Here is a 14,625-nt window from a genome sequence, read left to right as displayed (position 1 = left end):
AACAAAACCCGTCCATCCTCGTTAAGCGGGAAACGCGGAACAGGAGGACCCGGCATGACCAGCAAGTGGATGACCCTCGCGGAAGTGGCGATGTCACGGCAGCTCACCCTCGCCGAGGCGCAGAGGCTCGTCGATGGCAGCAACTGCCCCAAGGCCTTCAAGGCCGCCGGCACCGTCTATCTGATCTGACGCACGCGGCCTGACCCCAGGCCCCTGCCCTCGCAGCCCGCCCGGCCCCCGCCGCGGCGGGCTTTGCCGTTTCCGGGGCCCGCGCTCCAGTATTGGCGCCGCGATTCCGGTTCAGGTCTCGCCAAAGCTCGGCCGTTGGTGTGTTGCGCCGCGATCGTGCGTTAAACTTACCTGTGACTCCTCATCGTTAACGACGCTTAAGGCTTGCGACAGAATTCAATTCGGAAGATTAGTGTCATCATGACATTTTATCTGAGTTTTTGTCATGAACTACGTAGGTACGTGCTTTTTCAATGAAGTCGGGCTGTGCCTGTGCAGTCCCGTGACTGCCGGAAGCGGCAATTCTTCATCGAGCCTGTCGGTCGATCAGGCCGTCGGCGCCGACCCGCGTCTGTTCCTCTCCGGTTCGCCCCTCGCCGTCACGCGCACGTCCGCCGCCCCGACGCCTGGTGGTTTCCAGGACGGGGCTGCGGCGAACCGCACGCCGAGCCGTCCCTTCGGGGCAGCCCTGTTCGAAGTGAGTTCCGGTGGCGGCGGAGGGGCGAGCCTCGGCGGAGGCGGCTTCGGGGGAGCCCCCTCACCGGAGGTGAATGCCGGCCTCGCCCTGCTCCTGGTCGGGGCGACCGTCGCGATCCTGCGGCGGCGGCGTGATCGCGCAACCCCGCGTGCGGCGTGAGGGTCGCGGCGCTGCGCGGCGGGAGCACCGCCGCACGGCTCGGAGCGGGCGGCAGCGCCCTGCTGGTCTTCGCCTGCGGCACCGTCCTGTCCGCCGTCGCGCAACGGCACCTGCTCGAACCCGCGCAGACCGCGCAGCATCTCGTCGAATTCAACATCGGTGAAGCGTTCGGACTGGCGGCCTGCGTGTCGCTGGTCCTCACCGCCCCCCGCCGCGTCGCCCTTGGCCGCAGCGACCTCGCGATCCTGCTGGTGGCCGCGCTGGCGTGGTTCGTGCCGGAGCATCACGGCGTCTACCTGGCCACGACCCTCGCCGGGATGTGGTTCCTCCTCGCGAGACGGTCCGACCAGCTCCTGCGCGACCTCAGCCACATGTGGCTCGCGCTGTCGGTCTACGAACTGTGGGGCAAGTTGCTCTTCAAGCTCGCCTACCAGTTGATCGAGGTGTTCGAGGTCGCCGTCATCCATCGGTTCGGACGCCTGCTCTTCGACGGCATCGCCGTCGATGGCGCCCGGATCTCCGTGCGCGGCGATTGGTCGGTCGTCCTGCTGGAAGGGTGCTCCTCGTTCCACAACCTGTCGCTGACGGTGCTGATCTGGCTCTCCATCCTGAAGATCGCCCGGCACCCGGCGGATGCGGCGGCGGCCCGCGCCCTCGGCGTGAGCGCCTGCCTCGTGGTCGCCGTCAACGTCACGCGCATCCTGGCGATGCTGCCCTCGCGGGAGGCCTACCTGTTCTGGCACGACGGATCGGGCGCGACCGTGGTGGCGCTGGGCTCGGTTGCCGCCGCCATCGTCCCCATCCTGCTCCGCGTGGAGAGAGGCGCATGCCGGCCCACGCCGCACCGCTGACCCCCTGGGCGCGGGGCGGCCTCGCGCTGCTCTGCGCCCTCGTCGTCGCGTCTCTGGTGGTCCGGGTCGAGGTCTCCCGGCGCCAGGCGCCGCCCGGCCATCCGGACGGCCGGGAGGCCTCCAGCGGCCCCGTCGATCTCGGCATGGGAGGGCGGTGGCCCCGCGCCGCCGCCGGACCCCTCACGATGCGCGTCGCGGAGTGCGCCGCGCCGATCGCGGTCGATTTCGTTGAGGCCAGTCCCTACCAGCCGGATCCGTCCCTCGTCGGCCGTCCCGGGCCGACGGACCATGTCGCCTACGTCTATCGGGGCCGCGTCCTCGACAACCGGTTCATCACGATCCGCCTCAACGCGATCTATCTCGCGCGGCTGGCCTCGGCGCGGCTGACGGGGGACCGGATGCCGGCCATCGACGAATTGGCTGTGAAGGTCATCGTGCCGGCCGGCTGCCCCGTCTCACCGGAGGCGGTGATGGCGGTTCTGAGGGCTTCGGCGCCGCCGGGCTGACTTATGCCCTGAGCGTGGACGGATGGTGGAGACGACAGGGATCGAACCTGTGACCTTTCCCATGTCAAGGGAATGCACTACCGCTGTGCTACGTCTCCATCTCGACCGTTCGGATACGAAATCCGAACGCTTCGAAGGTGCCGGTGGGCGGGGGCTATAGCCGCTGGCGGCGGGGGGCGCAAGCCGGTTTTCCCGATTGCCCGGCGGGGGCGTCTCGTATTGTGGAGACCGGCCCGCTCCTGTAATCCGTCGCCGAGCACCGGCCGAGGCCCGGACCCGGTTCCGGTGGGCTGAGTTTCGGAGCATGCGCTTCCACATCGATTGCGATACGGGCAACCTGATCCAGGGCTGGATCGTGCCGGACAATCCCCTCGCCGTCAGCCGGGTCGCCGTCTCGGCCGGGGGGCGGCGCATCGCGGACGTGCCCGCCGCCCTGGTGGACGAGAACTTCAAGCAGTTCGGCTGGCACTCCACAGGCCAGTGCACCTTCCGCCTCACCGAGGAGGAGGTGCCCGGCATCACGGGGATGGCCGACCTCGAACTCTACGATTCCGATACCAACGTCCGGGTCTACCGCCGCCTGCCGGACGCGGGGATGGTGCAGCAGCGCTTCCTGCTCATCAACACCGGGATCGAGCCCGAGACCACGTTCCAGACGGCCCTGTTCCCGTTCTTCCGGCACAGCCATTTCGGCCTGCACCGGCTGACCGACGAGGTGCTCACCAGCATTCTCGGCAGCCAGATCATGCCCTCGCTGTTCCTGTCCGGGGCGCTGATCGTGCCCCGCTACGAGCATTTCATGATGCCGGACATGATGCTCACCAGCATCCTGGTCCAGGATCCCTATGTCGAGATGGCGATGCGGATGCTGTGGCTGCGCAGCCGGGCGGCCGAGGGGGCGGACCCGTCCCGGCGCTGGCGCCTCGGCCCCCTCGCGGAGGCCGCGCTGTTTTCGGCGGATTACGATCTGACCGACCTACGCAGCCTGAAGCGCTACTTCCGCATGCTGCCCGAGCCGGCCTACCGGCTGCTCTACAACCCGCTGATCCGCCAGCTCGCCACCCGCATGCCGGAGGACCGGCTGTTCCCCGGCCACTCGATCGCCGCCATCGAGGTGATCGCCCGCGTGGGCATCGTCGGCCACCGGGAGCGGTTCGAGGCCTTCGCCTCGACCCTCATCGACCGGCTGGGCCTCGACATCCCCGTCCCCGCCGCCACCCCCCTGCCGGCCGAGACTGCCGCCCTCGCGGAACGGCTCCGCTCGGTGAAGGCGGTGCACGAGATGCTGGTCTACGACATCGCCCTCACCGATGCGGTGAAGGACACGGTCGACAAGATCTGGAAGGCGTGAGGATGGCCCTCGCCGAGGGGCCGGACGGCCTGCGCCTGCCGGTCGCGTCCCTGCGCGGCCGCTGGGTCGACCTGCGTCTCGCGGACGATCCGGCCGCCGAGGCGGTGGGCTTCGCCCTGGCCTTCATCGGCCCGGACGGGCGCCCCGGCACGCTGCTGCACGAGGAATCCCTCGGCGGCGGCGCCTACCTCTGGACCGGGCGCGTGCCGCCGGAGGCGGTGGAGCTGAGGATCAGCACCCGTCTCGGCCGGATGCCCGCCTCCCTGCGCGAGACGCGCCTGCGCCGCCTCGCCAGGCCGTTCCTGATGCTGCGCGCCCTCCGGCGGGCCCCCGGCCTCGCCCTCACGGCGCTGAAATGGCGCCTCCTCGGCAAGAAGGTCCGCGCCCGCGGCCTGATGGAGCGCGCCCTGAACGGCCGCCGGGAGACCGGCTATCCCCGCTGGATCGCGGCCCATCGCAGGCGCGGGCCGGAATGGGCCGCCCTCGCCGCCGAGATCGCCACGTGGCGCGAGCCGCCCCTCGTGTCGGTGCTGATGCCGGTGCACAACCCGGCCCCCAAGGTGCTGCGCGCCGCCCTCGCCTCCCTGCGCGCGCAGATCTACCCCCATTGGGAGCTCTGCGCCGTCGACGACGCCTCGACCGATCTGGCGGTCGCGCGCCTCCTCGCCCGCGCCGCCGCCGACGATCCGCGCATCCGCGTGCATCGGCGGGCGGAGAACGGCCACATCGCGCGGGCCACCAACGACGCGCTGGCCATGGCCGGCGGCGCGTGGTGCGCCTTCATGGACCACGACGACGTCCTCGCCGCCGACGCCCTCTACGAAGTCGTCCGCGCGGCCCGCGAGGATCCCGGCCTCGTCCTCGTCTACAGCGACGAGGACAAGATCGACGGGCGGGGGCGCCGGTTCGAGCCGCATTTCAAGGCGGATTTCGACCGGGAACTGCTCTACGGCCAGAACTACATCAACCACCTCACGGCCGTGCGCACCGACGCCCTGCGGGCGACGGGGGGCCTGCGCCCCGGCTTCGAGGGCAGCCAGGACCATGACCTGCTCCTGCGCCTGACGGCCGGGCTCGACCCGGCACGCATCCGCCACGTGCCGCGGGTGCTCTACCATTGGCGCGCGGCGGGGGGCTCCGGCACCTTCTCCGACCGGGCGCTGGCCAGGAGCGAGGCGGCGCGGTTGCGCGCCCTGGAGGAGGCGGCCGCGCCCCTCGGTGCCCGCGCCGAGCGCGGGCCGGAGGGGTTCAACCGCCTCGTCCACCCCCTGCCCTCGCCCCCGCCGAAGGTCTCGGTGATCATCCCGACCCGCGACCGGGCGGACCTGCTGGCGGTGACCCTCGACGGGTTGCTCGGCGCCACCGACTACCCGGACATCGAGGTGGTGATCGTCGACAACGACAGCCGCGAGCCCGCCACGGCGGCCCTGTTCGCCGGCCTCTCGGCCGAGCCCCGGGTGCGGGTGGTGCCCGTCCCCGGCCCGTTCAACTTCTCCGACCTGTCGAACCGCGGCGCGGCGGCGGCGACCGGCCCGGTCCTGCTGTTCCTCAACAACGACATCGAGGTGATCGAGCCGGGCTGGCTCACCGAGATGGTGCGGCAGGCGGCGCGGCCGGAGATCGGGGCGGTGGGCGCCAAGCTGCTCTACCCCGACCGGACGATCCAGCACGGGGGCATCGTGCTCGGCATCGACGGCGTCGCCGGCCACAGCCATCTCGCCATGCCGGATGCCGATCCCGGCTATTTCGCCCGCATGGTGCTGGCCCACGAGGTCTCGGCGGTGACGGGCGCCTGCCTCGCGATGCGCGCCGCCGTGTTCGCGGAGGTCGGAGGGTTCGACGCGCAGGCGCTCAAGGTCGCCTTCAACGATGTCGATCTCTGCCTGCGGATCCGCGCGGCCGGCTACCGGATCGTGTGGACGCCCTTCGCCAAGCTGATCCACCACGAATCGAAGAGCCGCGGCCCCGAGGACACCCCCGAGAAGAAGGCGCGGTTCGAGGCCGAGACACGGGTGATGCTCGGCCGCTGGGGCGCGCAGCTGCGCGCCGACCCGTATTACAACGTCAACCTGTCCCGGAACTCGGCCCATTACCGGGTGTGAGGCCGCGACCCCAACCGAAGAGCGCAGGATGGTCACGAGGCCGCTGAAGCGATGGCTGCGCAGGCTGCTCGGGACCGCCAAGCCCCCGCCGGGCGTGGTCGGCCATGTCGACATCGCCTGCGAGACCTTCGTGAAGGGCTGGGCCCTCGACACCGCCGACCGTGACCGGGCCATCGGGATCGAGATCCTCCATCACGGCGCCGTGGTGGCGCGCGGCGCCACGGACATTGCCCGCGACGACGTCGCCAAGGCGGGGCACGGCAAGCTCCTCACCGGTTTCCGCCTCGACCTGCCGGCCGGGATCGCCTTCGCGGCGGGGGACACGGTGGAGATCCGCGACGCGGCGACGGGCCGGCCGATCCTCGGAAGTCCCGTGCGGATCGACGTCAACCCGAACTTCGTCCGCTTCCGCGACCGCCTGAGATCCGTGCCGGCGGCGACGGCGGCGCGGTTCATGCGCCGCCATGGCCGGGCCGACGCCCCCGCCATCAGCGTGATCATGCCGGTCTACAACACGCCGGCCGCGTGGCTCGAACAGGCCATCGCCAGCGTCACCGCCCAGTGGCACGCGTGCTGGGAGCTGGTCTGCGTCGACGATTGCTCCACGGCGCCGGACACGGCCGCGATCCTCGCCCGCCACGCGGCTTCCGATCCCCGCATCACGATCGTCAGGACCGCCACGAACGGTGGGATCGCGAAGGCGACCAATGCCGGCGTCGCGGCGGCCTCGCATGCCATCGTCGCCTTCATGGACCACGACGACGTGCTGGAGCCCTCGGCCCTCCATGCCATGGCGATGGCCTTCCTGCGGGAGGAGGTCGATCTCGCCTACAGCGACGAGGTCGTGACCGACGAGAACATCGACCATTTCCTCGAATTCTCAGGCCGCCCCGCCCTCTCCTTCGACTATTACCTCTGCCACCCCTACTTCGTGCACTTCGTGGCTTGCCGGAAGGCCCTCGTCCACGCGGCGGGCGGCTTCGACGAGAGCCTGCCGGTCTCGCAGGACGTGGATTTCGTCCTGCGCGCGCTGGAGCGGGCCCGGGCGGTCGCGCATGTGCCACTGTTCCTCTACCGCTGGCGGACGCACCGCACGAGCACCGGCCACGGCAAGGCGGATCAGGTCACGGCCAACACCTGCCAAGCGCTGGCGCGATCCCTCGCGCGGGTCCATCCCGGCTGCACGGTGGTGCCGGGCCACACCTTCAACACCTACCGGGTGATCTGGCCCGACGTGCCGGGCCGGACGCTCATCGTCGTCCCGACCCGGAACGCCCTGGCCTTCCTCAAGACGACCGTCGAATCGATCGAGCGGCACACCCCGAGGGCCGAGTACGACCTCGTGATCGTCGATCACGAGTCGGACGATCCGGCCACGCGGCGCTATCTCGCGCGGCTGGAGGCCGAGGGGCGGGCGCGCCTCCACCCCTACCGGGGCCGGTTCAACTTCTCGCGCATGAACAACGAGGCCGTGCGGGCCCACGGGGCTGAGACCCCCTTCGTGCTGTTCCTCAACAACGACGTCGAGATCGTCTCGGACGGCTGGCTCGGGCGGCTGCGGTCCCTCGCCGGGCGGCGGGATGTCGGCGCCGTCGGGCCGATGCTCGTCTACGGCAACGACCTCGTGCAGCATGCCGGCGTCATCGTCGGCTTCAACGGGCCGGCCGAGCATGCCCTGAAGCTGGTCCCGGCCTATCTCGACCGGGTGCGCAACGCGGGGCCCAACGCCGCCCTCACCTCCACCCGTGACGTCTCCGCCGTCACGGGGGCCTGCCTGATGACACGGCGCGAGGTCTTCGCGGAGGTGGGCGGCTTCGACGAGACCCTCGACATCGGCTTCAACGACACCGACCTGTGCCTGCGGATCGGCGCGCGCGGATACCGGGTGCTCTACGACGGCGACGTGGTGATCCGGCACTACGAATCCGCCACGCGCAACGCCGCCGAAGCGCTGCTGAAGCACCCCGAGAACACCGCCGCGTTCAAGGCGCGCTGGAAGGAGGCCATCGCCGCGGGCGATCCCTTCTACAACCCGCACTTCGCATCGGAGGGGGCGGATCACGTGTTGCGCCGCAACAGGGCTGACCTGAGGCAGGTTGCGCTGCGGGTGACACGGACCGAAGCACCGAACGGAAAGGCGACTGCCGACAAAAGCTTGGCCGGATCCCGCGGGCCCTTGCAGGGCTGAGCACATTGTCGCGCGCGAGGCGGCCTCCCCAGGGGGGGAGGTTCGAGCGGAGCCGCTATGCTTGCAATGAAGGTTGCAGTGCGGGCGGACATGCAGCAAGAGGCAATCCCGGTCGGAATCGCAACGGGCGACGGGGGCGGACAGCCGGCGAATGAGCGCGAACACATCCATCTCATCGACTTCGAGCAGCGGTCTCGAGCGCGACGCACAGCGCGCCATGGGCGACCACCGGGTCGCGCCCAGCGAAATCGCCATGGGCGTCGTCATCGGACGCGCCTCCGAGTATTTCGACTTCTTCGTGTTCGGCATCGCCTGCGTGCTGGTGTTCCCGAAGGTGTTCTTCCCCTTCGTCGACGCCCATACCGGCACGCTGTACGCCTTCGGCATCTTCGCCCTGGCCTTCATCGCCCGCCCCTTCGGCACCGCCCTGTTCATGGCGATCGACAGGCGGCACGGACGCGGCGTGAAGCTCACCACCGCCCTCTTCCTCCTCGGCGGCTCCACCGCCGCGATCAGCTTCCTGCCCCGCTACGACTCGATCGGTATCTCGTCGGTCTACCTGCTGGCCGCCCTGCGGGTGATGCAGGGTCTGGCGCTGGGCGGCGCCTGGGACGGTCTCGCCTCCCTGCTCGCCCTTAACGCCCCCAAGGAGCGGCGCGGCTGGTACGCTATGATTCCGCAGCTCGGCGCGCCCGTCGGCTTCATGGTGGCGAGCGCCCTGTTCTCCTTCTTCCTCGTGAACCTCTCGGCCGAGGACTTCATCGACTGGGGCTGGCGCTTCCCGTTCTACTGCGCCTTCACCATCAACGTCGTCGCGCTGTTCGCCCGCCTGCGCCTCGTGGCGACGGACGAGTTCGCCCGCATGATGGACAGCGACCGGCTGCAGCCAGTGCCGGTGCTGGACCTGTTCCGCCACCACCTGAAGGACGTGCTGCTCGGCGCCTTCGTGCCGCTGGCCGCCTTCGCCCTGTTCCACCTCGTGACGATCTTCCCGATCGCGTGGCTCACCCTCAACAACACCGACCGGTCGCCGGGCGAGTTCCTGATGGTGCAGTTCTCCGGGGCGATCATCTGCGCGGGCGCCGTCGCCGCCTCCGGGCTGATCGCCGACCAGATCGGCCGTCGCTCCGCCCTCATCATGAGCGCCGGGCTGATCGCCCTGTTCGCCTTCGGCTCGATCCTCGCGCCGCTGCTGTTCGGCGAGAGCGCCATCGGCCAGACCATCTACGTGACCACCGGCTTCATGCTGCTGGGCCTCGCCTACGGGCAATCCTCCGGCGCGGTCACGGCGCGCCTGGGCAAGCGCTACCGCTACACGGGCGCGGCGTTGACCTCGGATTTCGCGTGGTTGTTCGGCGCGGGCTTCGCCCCGCTGGTCGCCCTCTACCTGTCGGAGCAGTTCGGCCTCGCCGTCGTGGGCGTGTATCTGCTCTCGGGCGCCGTCTGCTCCCTGGGCGCGCTGTTCGTCGACCGGTCCGAGTTGCGCCAGATGTGAGACCCGGCCGCGCCTTCCGGGTGCGGCCGTGCCGCCAAATTGTGTGAGGGGCCGGGTCCGCCGGCCGGCGATGCCGCGCCTGCGGCACGGGATGACGAGACGAGAGCAGTGAGTTCTTCGACCCTTCGACCGGACCGGACGACCCTGGCCGACACCCGGCGGCGCAGCCTCCTGCGCCGCTGCGTGCCCCTGATCGCGCTGCCGCCGCTGATGACCCTGCTCGGCGGCTGCAACCTCGTGGTGATGCAGCCGGCGGGCTTCATCGCCGAACAGCAGCGCAACCTCGTCCTGGCCTCCACCGGCCTGATGCTGCTCATCATCGTGCCGGTGATCGCCTGCACCCTGTTCTTCGCGTGGCACTTCCGGGCGTCGAACGAGGACGCGGTCTACGATCCCGACTGGCACCACTCGACCCAGCTCGAAGTGCTGATCTGGACGGCGCCGCTCCTCATCATCATCGCGCTGGGCGCCCTGACCTGGATCGGCACCCACACCCTCGATCCGTTCCGGCCGCTGACCCGCCTGGACGCCAAGCGCGAGCTGCCGGCCAATGTCGAGCCGCTGCAGGTCGAGGCGATCGCCATGGATTGGAAGTGGCTGTTCCTCTACCCGCAATACGGGATCGCCACGGTCAACGAGCTGGCCATCCCGGTGGACCGGCCGGTCACGTTCAAGATCACCGCGACGGACGTGATGAATACGTTCTACGTGCCGACGCTGGCCGGCATGATCTACGCCATGCCCGGCATGGAGACGAAGCTCCACGCGGTGGTCAACAAGGCCGTCGAGTCGGAGGGCCGCTCGGCGCATTACAGCGGCGCCGGCTTCTCCAACATGTTCTTCAAGTTCCGCGGCGTGGCGGACAAGGACTTCGACGCCTGGGTCGCGAAGACCAAGGCCGAGGGCTCCGACCTCAACCAGGACGCCTATCTGAAGCTCTCCGAGCCGACGGAGTCCGAGCCGGCCCGCTACTACAAGTCCTATGCCGAGGGCCTCTACGGCAAGATCGTCGGCCTGTGCACGCGGCCCGGCCAGATGTGCATGTCGGAGATGATGGCCATCGACGCCCGGGGCGGCCAGTCCGGCCCGGAGGGCGAGGAGAACTACAAGCGGCTGCAATACGACAACCATTTCGCCCGGGAAGGCCACGAGGCGCCGGGCGCGACGGGGCCGGCCTCCGGGACTGGGGCGCACGGGCAGACGCAGCCGGAGGGCATGAAGCCGCGCCCCGACATGGGCAACCCCGACTCGCGTAGCCCCGAGCCTGATAAAGCAAAGCCTGAGACCGGAAGCGGTTCGCCCAACGGCGGGCAGATCGCTCCCAAGCAAATCAGTCAGTGACGCCACTCAACCAGTGACGAAGTGAACCAGTGAGGCGGGCCGGCGCGAAGGATATCTAAGATCCAACGCGACGGTCGCCTTCGAACCTTCTGAACGGTCGGATTCAATGTTCGATAACGTCAATCTCCAGCAGCTAATCTTCGGTCGGTTTACGCTCGACCAGATTCCGTATCACGAGCCGATTCTCATCGGCACCTTCGCCGGCGTGGCGGTGGTGGGCTTGGCCGTGCTCGCCACGATCACCTATTTCCGCTTCTGGGGACCCCTGTGGCGGGATTGGGTGACGTCGATCGACCACAAGAAGATCGGCATCATGTACTGCATCTTCGCGCTGATCATGCTGCTGCGCGGCTTCGCCGACGCGCTGATGATGCGCGCGCAGCAATCCATCGCCTTCGGCGACCAGCAGGGCTTCCTGCCGCCCCACCACTACGATCAGATCTTCACCGCCCACGGGATGATCATGATCTTCTTCGTGGCGATGCCGTTCGTCACGGGGCTCATGAACTTCGCCGTGCCGCTGCAGATCGGCGCCCGCGACGTGGCCTTCCCGTTCCTGAACAACTTCAGCTTCTGGATGACCGTGTCCGGCGGCATGCTGGTGATGGTCTCGCTCTTCATCGGCGAGTTCTCCCGCGCCACCTGGCTCGCCTACCCGCCCCTGTCGGGGGCGGCGATGAGCCCCGGCGTCGGCGTCGATTACTACATCTGGGCGTTGCAGATCGCCGGTGTGGGCACGACGCTCTCGGGCATCAACCTGATCGCGACCATCGTGAAGATGCGCGCGCCGGGCCTGACCATGATGAAGCTGCCGATCTTCGTGTGGTCGTCGCTCTGCACGAACATCCTGATCGTGGCCGCCTTCCCGATCCTCACCGCCGTTCTCGTGCTCCTGTCCCTCGACCGCTACCTGGGGTTCCACTTCTTCACGAACGACCTCGGCGGCAACTCGATGTTGTACTTCAACCTCATCTGGATTTGGGGTCACCCGGAAGTCTACATCCTGATCCTGCCGGCCTTCGGCGTGTTCTCGGAGATCACCTCGACCTTCTGCGGCAAGCGGCTGTTCGGCTACACCTCGATGGTCTACGCGCTGGTGGTCATCACCATCCTCGCCTACCTCGTGTGGCTGCACCACTTCTTCACCATGGGCTCGGGCGCCGACGTGAACTCGTTCTTCGGGATCACGACGATGATCATCTCGATCCCGACGGGCGCGAAGATCTTCAACTGGATGTTCACGATGTACCGTGGCCGCATCCGGTTCGAGGTGCCGATGATGTGGGTGGTGGCGTTCATCGTCACCTTCGTCATCGGCGGCATGACCGGCGTGCTGCTCGCCGTGCCCCCGGCCGACTTCGTGCTCCACAACTCGCTGTTCCTGATCGCCCACTTCCACAACGTGATCATCGGCGGCGTGCTGTTCGGCATGTTCGCGGGCGTCACCTTCTGGTTCCCGAAGGCGTTCGGCTTCAAGCTGGACGAGTTCTGGGGGAAGATGTCCCTGGGCTTCTGGGTGACGGGCTTCTACGTCGCCTTCATGCCGCTCTACGTGCTCGGCCTGATGGGCGTGACCCGCAGGATGCAGCATTTCGACGATCCGTCGCTGCAGCCCTGGTTCATGGTCGCGGCCTTCGGCGCGGTGCTCATCGCCTGCGGCATCGGCAGCCAGATCATGATGTTCGTGGTCTCGATCCGCCGCCGCGAGGAGCTGCGCGACCTGACGGGCGATCCGTGGGGTGGCCGGACGCTCGAATGGTCGACCTCGTCGCCGCCGCCGGACTACAACTTCGCCTTCACGCCGGTGGTGCACGATTCCGACGCGTGGTGGGACATGAAGGCCCGCGGCTTCAGCCGGCCGACCGGCGGCTACCGGCCGATCCACATGCCCAAGAACACGGCGGCGGGGGCGATCCTGGCGGCGCTGAGCTTCATCTGCGGCTTCGCCATGGTCTGGTACATCTGGTGGCTCGCCGCCCTGTCCTTCGTGGCCCTGATCGTCACGGCCATCGTCCACACCTTCAACTACGACCGCGAGTACTACATCCCCGCCGAGACGGTCTCGCGGGAAGAGGCCAAGCGGATGCGCGAACTGGAGCTGGCGTAATCCGATGATGCACACCGACACCGCACCGCCCGGTACGGCTGCGCCGGTCTTCTACGTCACCGACGAGGAAGGCCACCACAGCGAAGGCTCGACGATGCTCGGGTTCTGGCTGTACCTGATGAGCGACTGCCTGATCTTCGCGACCCTGTTCGCGACGTACGGCGTGCTCGGGCGCAACTACGCGGCGGGGCCTTCGCAGAAGGACCTGTTCGACCTCACGGGCATCGCGGTGAACACCGCGATGCTGCTGTTCTCCTCCATCACCTATGGCTTCGCCATGCTGGAGATGGACAAGGACAACCAGCGCCGGACGCAGCTGTGGCTGGCCGTCACCGGCCTGTTCGGCGTCGCCTTCGTGGCGCTGGAAATCCGTGAGTTCGTCCACCTGTTCCACGAGGGCGCGCCCCCGTGGCGCAGTGCCTTCCTCTCCTCGTTCTACACCCTGGTCTCGACCCACGGGCTGCACGTCTCGTTCGGCATCCTCTGGCTCGTGACCCTGATGATCCAGGTCCAGAAGTACGGGCTGGTGGCGGCCAACAAGCGCCGCCTGATGTGCCTGTCGATGTTCTGGCACTTCCTCGACCTGATCTGGATCGGGGTGTTCACCGTCGTCTACCTGATAGGAGTGCTCGAATGAGCGCGGATTCCACCCACGCTCACGGCGCTCCCGACCACGGCCATGCCCACACCGAGGGCGGCCACGGCAGCGTGAAGGCCTACGTGACGGGCTTCGTCCTGTCCGTGATCCTGACGGTGATCCCGTTCTGGCTGGTGATGGGCAACACCCTCGACAACAGCCTCGTCACGACCCTGGTGGTGCTGGTCCTCGGCGGCGTGCAGATGGTCGTGCACCTCGTCTACTTCCTGCACATGAACACGAAGTCCGAGGGCGGCTGGACCTTCATGGCGATGATCTTCACCGTCACGCTGGTCGCCATCCTGCTCTCCGGCTCGGTGTGGGTCATGTACCATATGAACCGGAACATGATGCCGGCGGCCCACCACGAGTTGCTGCAAAAGATGCGGTGACGGGCCCCGTGCCACGTCCCGGGGGCGGCCGTGCCGCCCCCTCCTCCGTCCCCACGCCGCTCCGCCGGGTCGTCTTCGGCCTCGGGGCGGCGTTCGTGTTCCTGACCCTGCTCGGCCTCGGGACGTGGCAGGTCCAGCGCCGTGCCTGGAAGCTCGACCTGATCGCCCGGACGGAGGCGCGGGTCCACGCGCCCGCCGTGCCGGCGCCCTCCCCCGCCGCGTGGGCCCAGGTCGGCCCCGACGACGCCTACCGGCACGTTACCCTCTCCGGCCGGCTCCTCAACGACCGGGAAACCCGGGTCCAGGCGGTGACCGAGTACGGCGCCGGCTTCTGGGTGCTCACGCCCCTGCGGCGGGAGGACGGAAGCCTCGTCCTCGTGAACCGCGGCTTCGTGCCGGGGGACCGGAAGGATCCGGCGAGCCGACCCGAGGGGCAGGTCGCGGGGCCGGTGACGGTCACGGGCCTGCTGCGCCTCACCGAACCCGGCGGCGCCTTCCTGCGCGCGAACGATCCGGCGGCGAATCGCTGGTACTCGCGGGACGTGGCCGCCATCGCCGCCGCGCGGGGGCTCTCCGACGTCGCCCCCTATTTCGTGGATGCCGACGCCGCGCCGAATCCCGGCGGGCTTCCCCTCGGCGGGCTGACCGTGGTGTCCTTCCCGAACAGCCACCTCGTCTATGCGGTCACATGGTACGGGCTGGCGCTGATGCTCGGCGGCTTCTTCGTCTATCGGCGGGTCATGCGGCGCGAGAGCCCGTCTTTCGGGGAGTAGCCCGCGCCGAACGCCCG

The 14,625-nt window shown here is 68.8% G+C and carries 13 protein-coding genes and 1 tRNA gene; 13 read left to right on the top strand and 1 reads right to left on the bottom strand.

What is annotated here, in order from left to right:
- The first annotated feature begins 54 nt into the window (after nucleotides 1-54).
- The 4 genes from AAHF99_RS12190 (at nucleotide 55) to AAHF99_RS12175 (ending at nucleotide 2,222) form a co-directional block, all read left to right on the top strand.
- Entirely contained in the window at nucleotides 55-189 is a 135-nt protein-coding gene (locus AAHF99_RS12190; RefSeq protein WP_279597657.1) for a hypothetical protein, read from the top strand.
- A gap of 322 nt (nucleotides 190-511) precedes the next feature.
- Complete coding sequence (locus AAHF99_RS12185; protein ID WP_342164586.1) at nucleotides 512-865, top strand: hypothetical protein; 354 nt, start codon at nucleotides 512-514, stop codon at nucleotides 863-865.
- Complete coding sequence (locus AAHF99_RS12180; protein WP_342164585.1) at nucleotides 862-1,716, top strand: hypothetical protein; 855 nt, start codon at nucleotides 862-864, stop codon at nucleotides 1,714-1,716. The genes AAHF99_RS12185 and AAHF99_RS12180 overlap by 4 nt, the downstream gene beginning before the upstream one ends.
- A complete protein-coding gene (locus tag AAHF99_RS12175; protein WP_342164584.1) occupies nucleotides 1,692-2,222 on the top strand; it encodes a hypothetical protein in 531 nt (176 codons plus the stop codon). Before AAHF99_RS12180 ends, AAHF99_RS12175 begins: the two co-directional genes overlap by 25 nt.
- Before the next feature lie 23 nt (nucleotides 2,223-2,245).
- Here AAHF99_RS12175 and AAHF99_RS12170 read toward each other — a convergent pair.
- A tRNA-Val gene (locus tag AAHF99_RS12170) sits at nucleotides 2,246-2,320 on the bottom strand.
- Nucleotides 2,321-2,526: 206 nt separating this feature from the next.
- Between AAHF99_RS12170 and AAHF99_RS12165 the strand changes: the two genes are divergently transcribed.
- From AAHF99_RS12165 to AAHF99_RS12125, 9 genes are all read left to right on the top strand, one after another.
- Nucleotides 2,527-3,573 (top strand): hypothetical protein, encoded by a 1,047-nt coding sequence (locus tag AAHF99_RS12165; RefSeq protein WP_342164583.1) that lies wholly within the window; start codon nucleotides 2,527-2,529, stop codon nucleotides 3,571-3,573.
- A gap of 2 nt (nucleotides 3,574-3,575) precedes the next feature.
- Entirely contained in the window at nucleotides 3,576-5,675 is a 2,100-nt protein-coding gene (locus AAHF99_RS12160; protein ID WP_342164581.1) for a glycosyltransferase family 2 protein, read from the top strand.
- 28 nt (nucleotides 5,676-5,703) lie between these two features.
- A complete protein-coding gene (locus tag AAHF99_RS12155; RefSeq protein WP_342164579.1) occupies nucleotides 5,704-7,863 on the top strand; it encodes a glycosyltransferase family 2 protein in 2,160 nt (719 codons plus the stop codon).
- A gap of 151 nt (nucleotides 7,864-8,014) precedes the next feature.
- Nucleotides 8,015-9,358: an MFS transporter gene (locus tag AAHF99_RS12150; RefSeq protein ID WP_342164578.1), complete on the top strand. Its 1,344-nt coding sequence runs from the start codon at nucleotides 8,015-8,017 to the stop codon at nucleotides 9,356-9,358.
- Between the two features lie 210 nt (nucleotides 9,359-9,568).
- On the top strand, nucleotides 9,569-10,699 hold the full coding sequence (cyoA, locus tag AAHF99_RS12145; RefSeq protein ID WP_342164708.1) for a ubiquinol oxidase subunit II: 1,131 nt from the start codon (nucleotides 9,569-9,571) through the stop codon (nucleotides 10,697-10,699).
- A gap of 106 nt (nucleotides 10,700-10,805) precedes the next feature.
- Nucleotides 10,806-12,806, top strand: coding sequence for a cytochrome o ubiquinol oxidase subunit I (gene cyoB / locus AAHF99_RS12140; protein WP_342164577.1), 2,001 nt, complete (start codon nucleotides 10,806-10,808; stop codon nucleotides 12,804-12,806).
- Between the two features lie 4 nt (nucleotides 12,807-12,810).
- Nucleotides 12,811-13,443 carry a cytochrome o ubiquinol oxidase subunit III gene (cyoC, locus tag AAHF99_RS12135; RefSeq protein WP_243952954.1) on the top strand — a complete coding sequence of 211 codons (633 nt, stop codon included), beginning with the start codon at nucleotides 12,811-12,813 and terminating at the stop codon, nucleotides 13,441-13,443.
- The gene (gene cyoD, locus AAHF99_RS12130) at nucleotides 13,440-13,835 is read left to right on the top strand and encodes a cytochrome o ubiquinol oxidase subunit IV (RefSeq protein ID WP_342164575.1); all 396 of its coding nucleotides are present in this window, start codon (nucleotides 13,440-13,442) and stop codon (nucleotides 13,833-13,835) included. The genes cyoC and cyoD overlap by 4 nt, the downstream gene beginning before the upstream one ends.
- An 8-nt stretch (nucleotides 13,836-13,843) precedes the next feature.
- Nucleotides 13,844-14,608, top strand: a complete 765-nt coding sequence (locus tag AAHF99_RS12125) for an SURF1 family protein (protein ID WP_412759876.1) — start codon at nucleotides 13,844-13,846, stop codon at nucleotides 14,606-14,608.
- The last annotated feature ends 17 nt before the right edge of the window (nucleotides 14,609-14,625 follow it).

The sequence above is a fragment of the Methylobacterium litchii genome (assembly GCF_038442315.1).
GTDB classification, from domain to species: Bacteria; Pseudomonadota; Alphaproteobacteria; order Rhizobiales; family Beijerinckiaceae; genus Methylobacterium; species Methylobacterium litchii.
This window is presented reverse-complemented; position numbering and strand designations above follow the sequence as displayed.

What these genes read in the sequence shown, in the direction of transcription:
- AAHF99_RS12175 (WP_342164584.1), top strand. Translation starts at nt 1,692, where the DNA reads ATGCCGGCCCACGCCGCACCGCTGACCCCCTGGGCGCGGGGCGGCCTC.
- cyoA (WP_342164708.1), top strand. Translation starts at nt 9,569, where the DNA reads ATGACCCTGCTCGGCGGCTGCAACCTCGTGGTGATGCAGCCGGCGGGC.
- cyoB (WP_342164577.1), top strand. Translation starts at nt 10,806, where the DNA reads ATGTTCGATAACGTCAATCTCCAGCAGCTAATCTTCGGTCGGTTTACG.
- cyoD (WP_342164575.1), top strand. Translation starts at nt 13,440, where the DNA reads ATGAGCGCGGATTCCACCCACGCTCACGGCGCTCCCGACCACGGCCAT.
- AAHF99_RS12160 (WP_342164581.1), top strand. Translation starts at nt 3,576, where the DNA reads ATGGCCCTCGCCGAGGGGCCGGACGGCCTGCGCCTGCCGGTCGCGTCC.
- AAHF99_RS12150 (WP_342164578.1), top strand. Translation starts at nt 8,015, where the DNA reads ATGAGCGCGAACACATCCATCTCATCGACTTCGAGCAGCGGTCTCGAG.
- cyoC (WP_243952954.1), top strand. Translation starts at nt 12,811, where the DNA reads ATGATGCACACCGACACCGCACCGCCCGGTACGGCTGCGCCGGTCTTC.
- AAHF99_RS12165 (WP_342164583.1), top strand. Translation starts at nt 2,527, where the DNA reads ATGCGCTTCCACATCGATTGCGATACGGGCAACCTGATCCAGGGCTGG.
- AAHF99_RS12155 (WP_342164579.1), top strand. Translation starts at nt 5,704, where the DNA reads ATGGTCACGAGGCCGCTGAAGCGATGGCTGCGCAGGCTGCTCGGGACC.
- AAHF99_RS12190 (WP_279597657.1), top strand. Translation starts at nt 55, where the DNA reads ATGACCAGCAAGTGGATGACCCTCGCGGAAGTGGCGATGTCACGGCAG.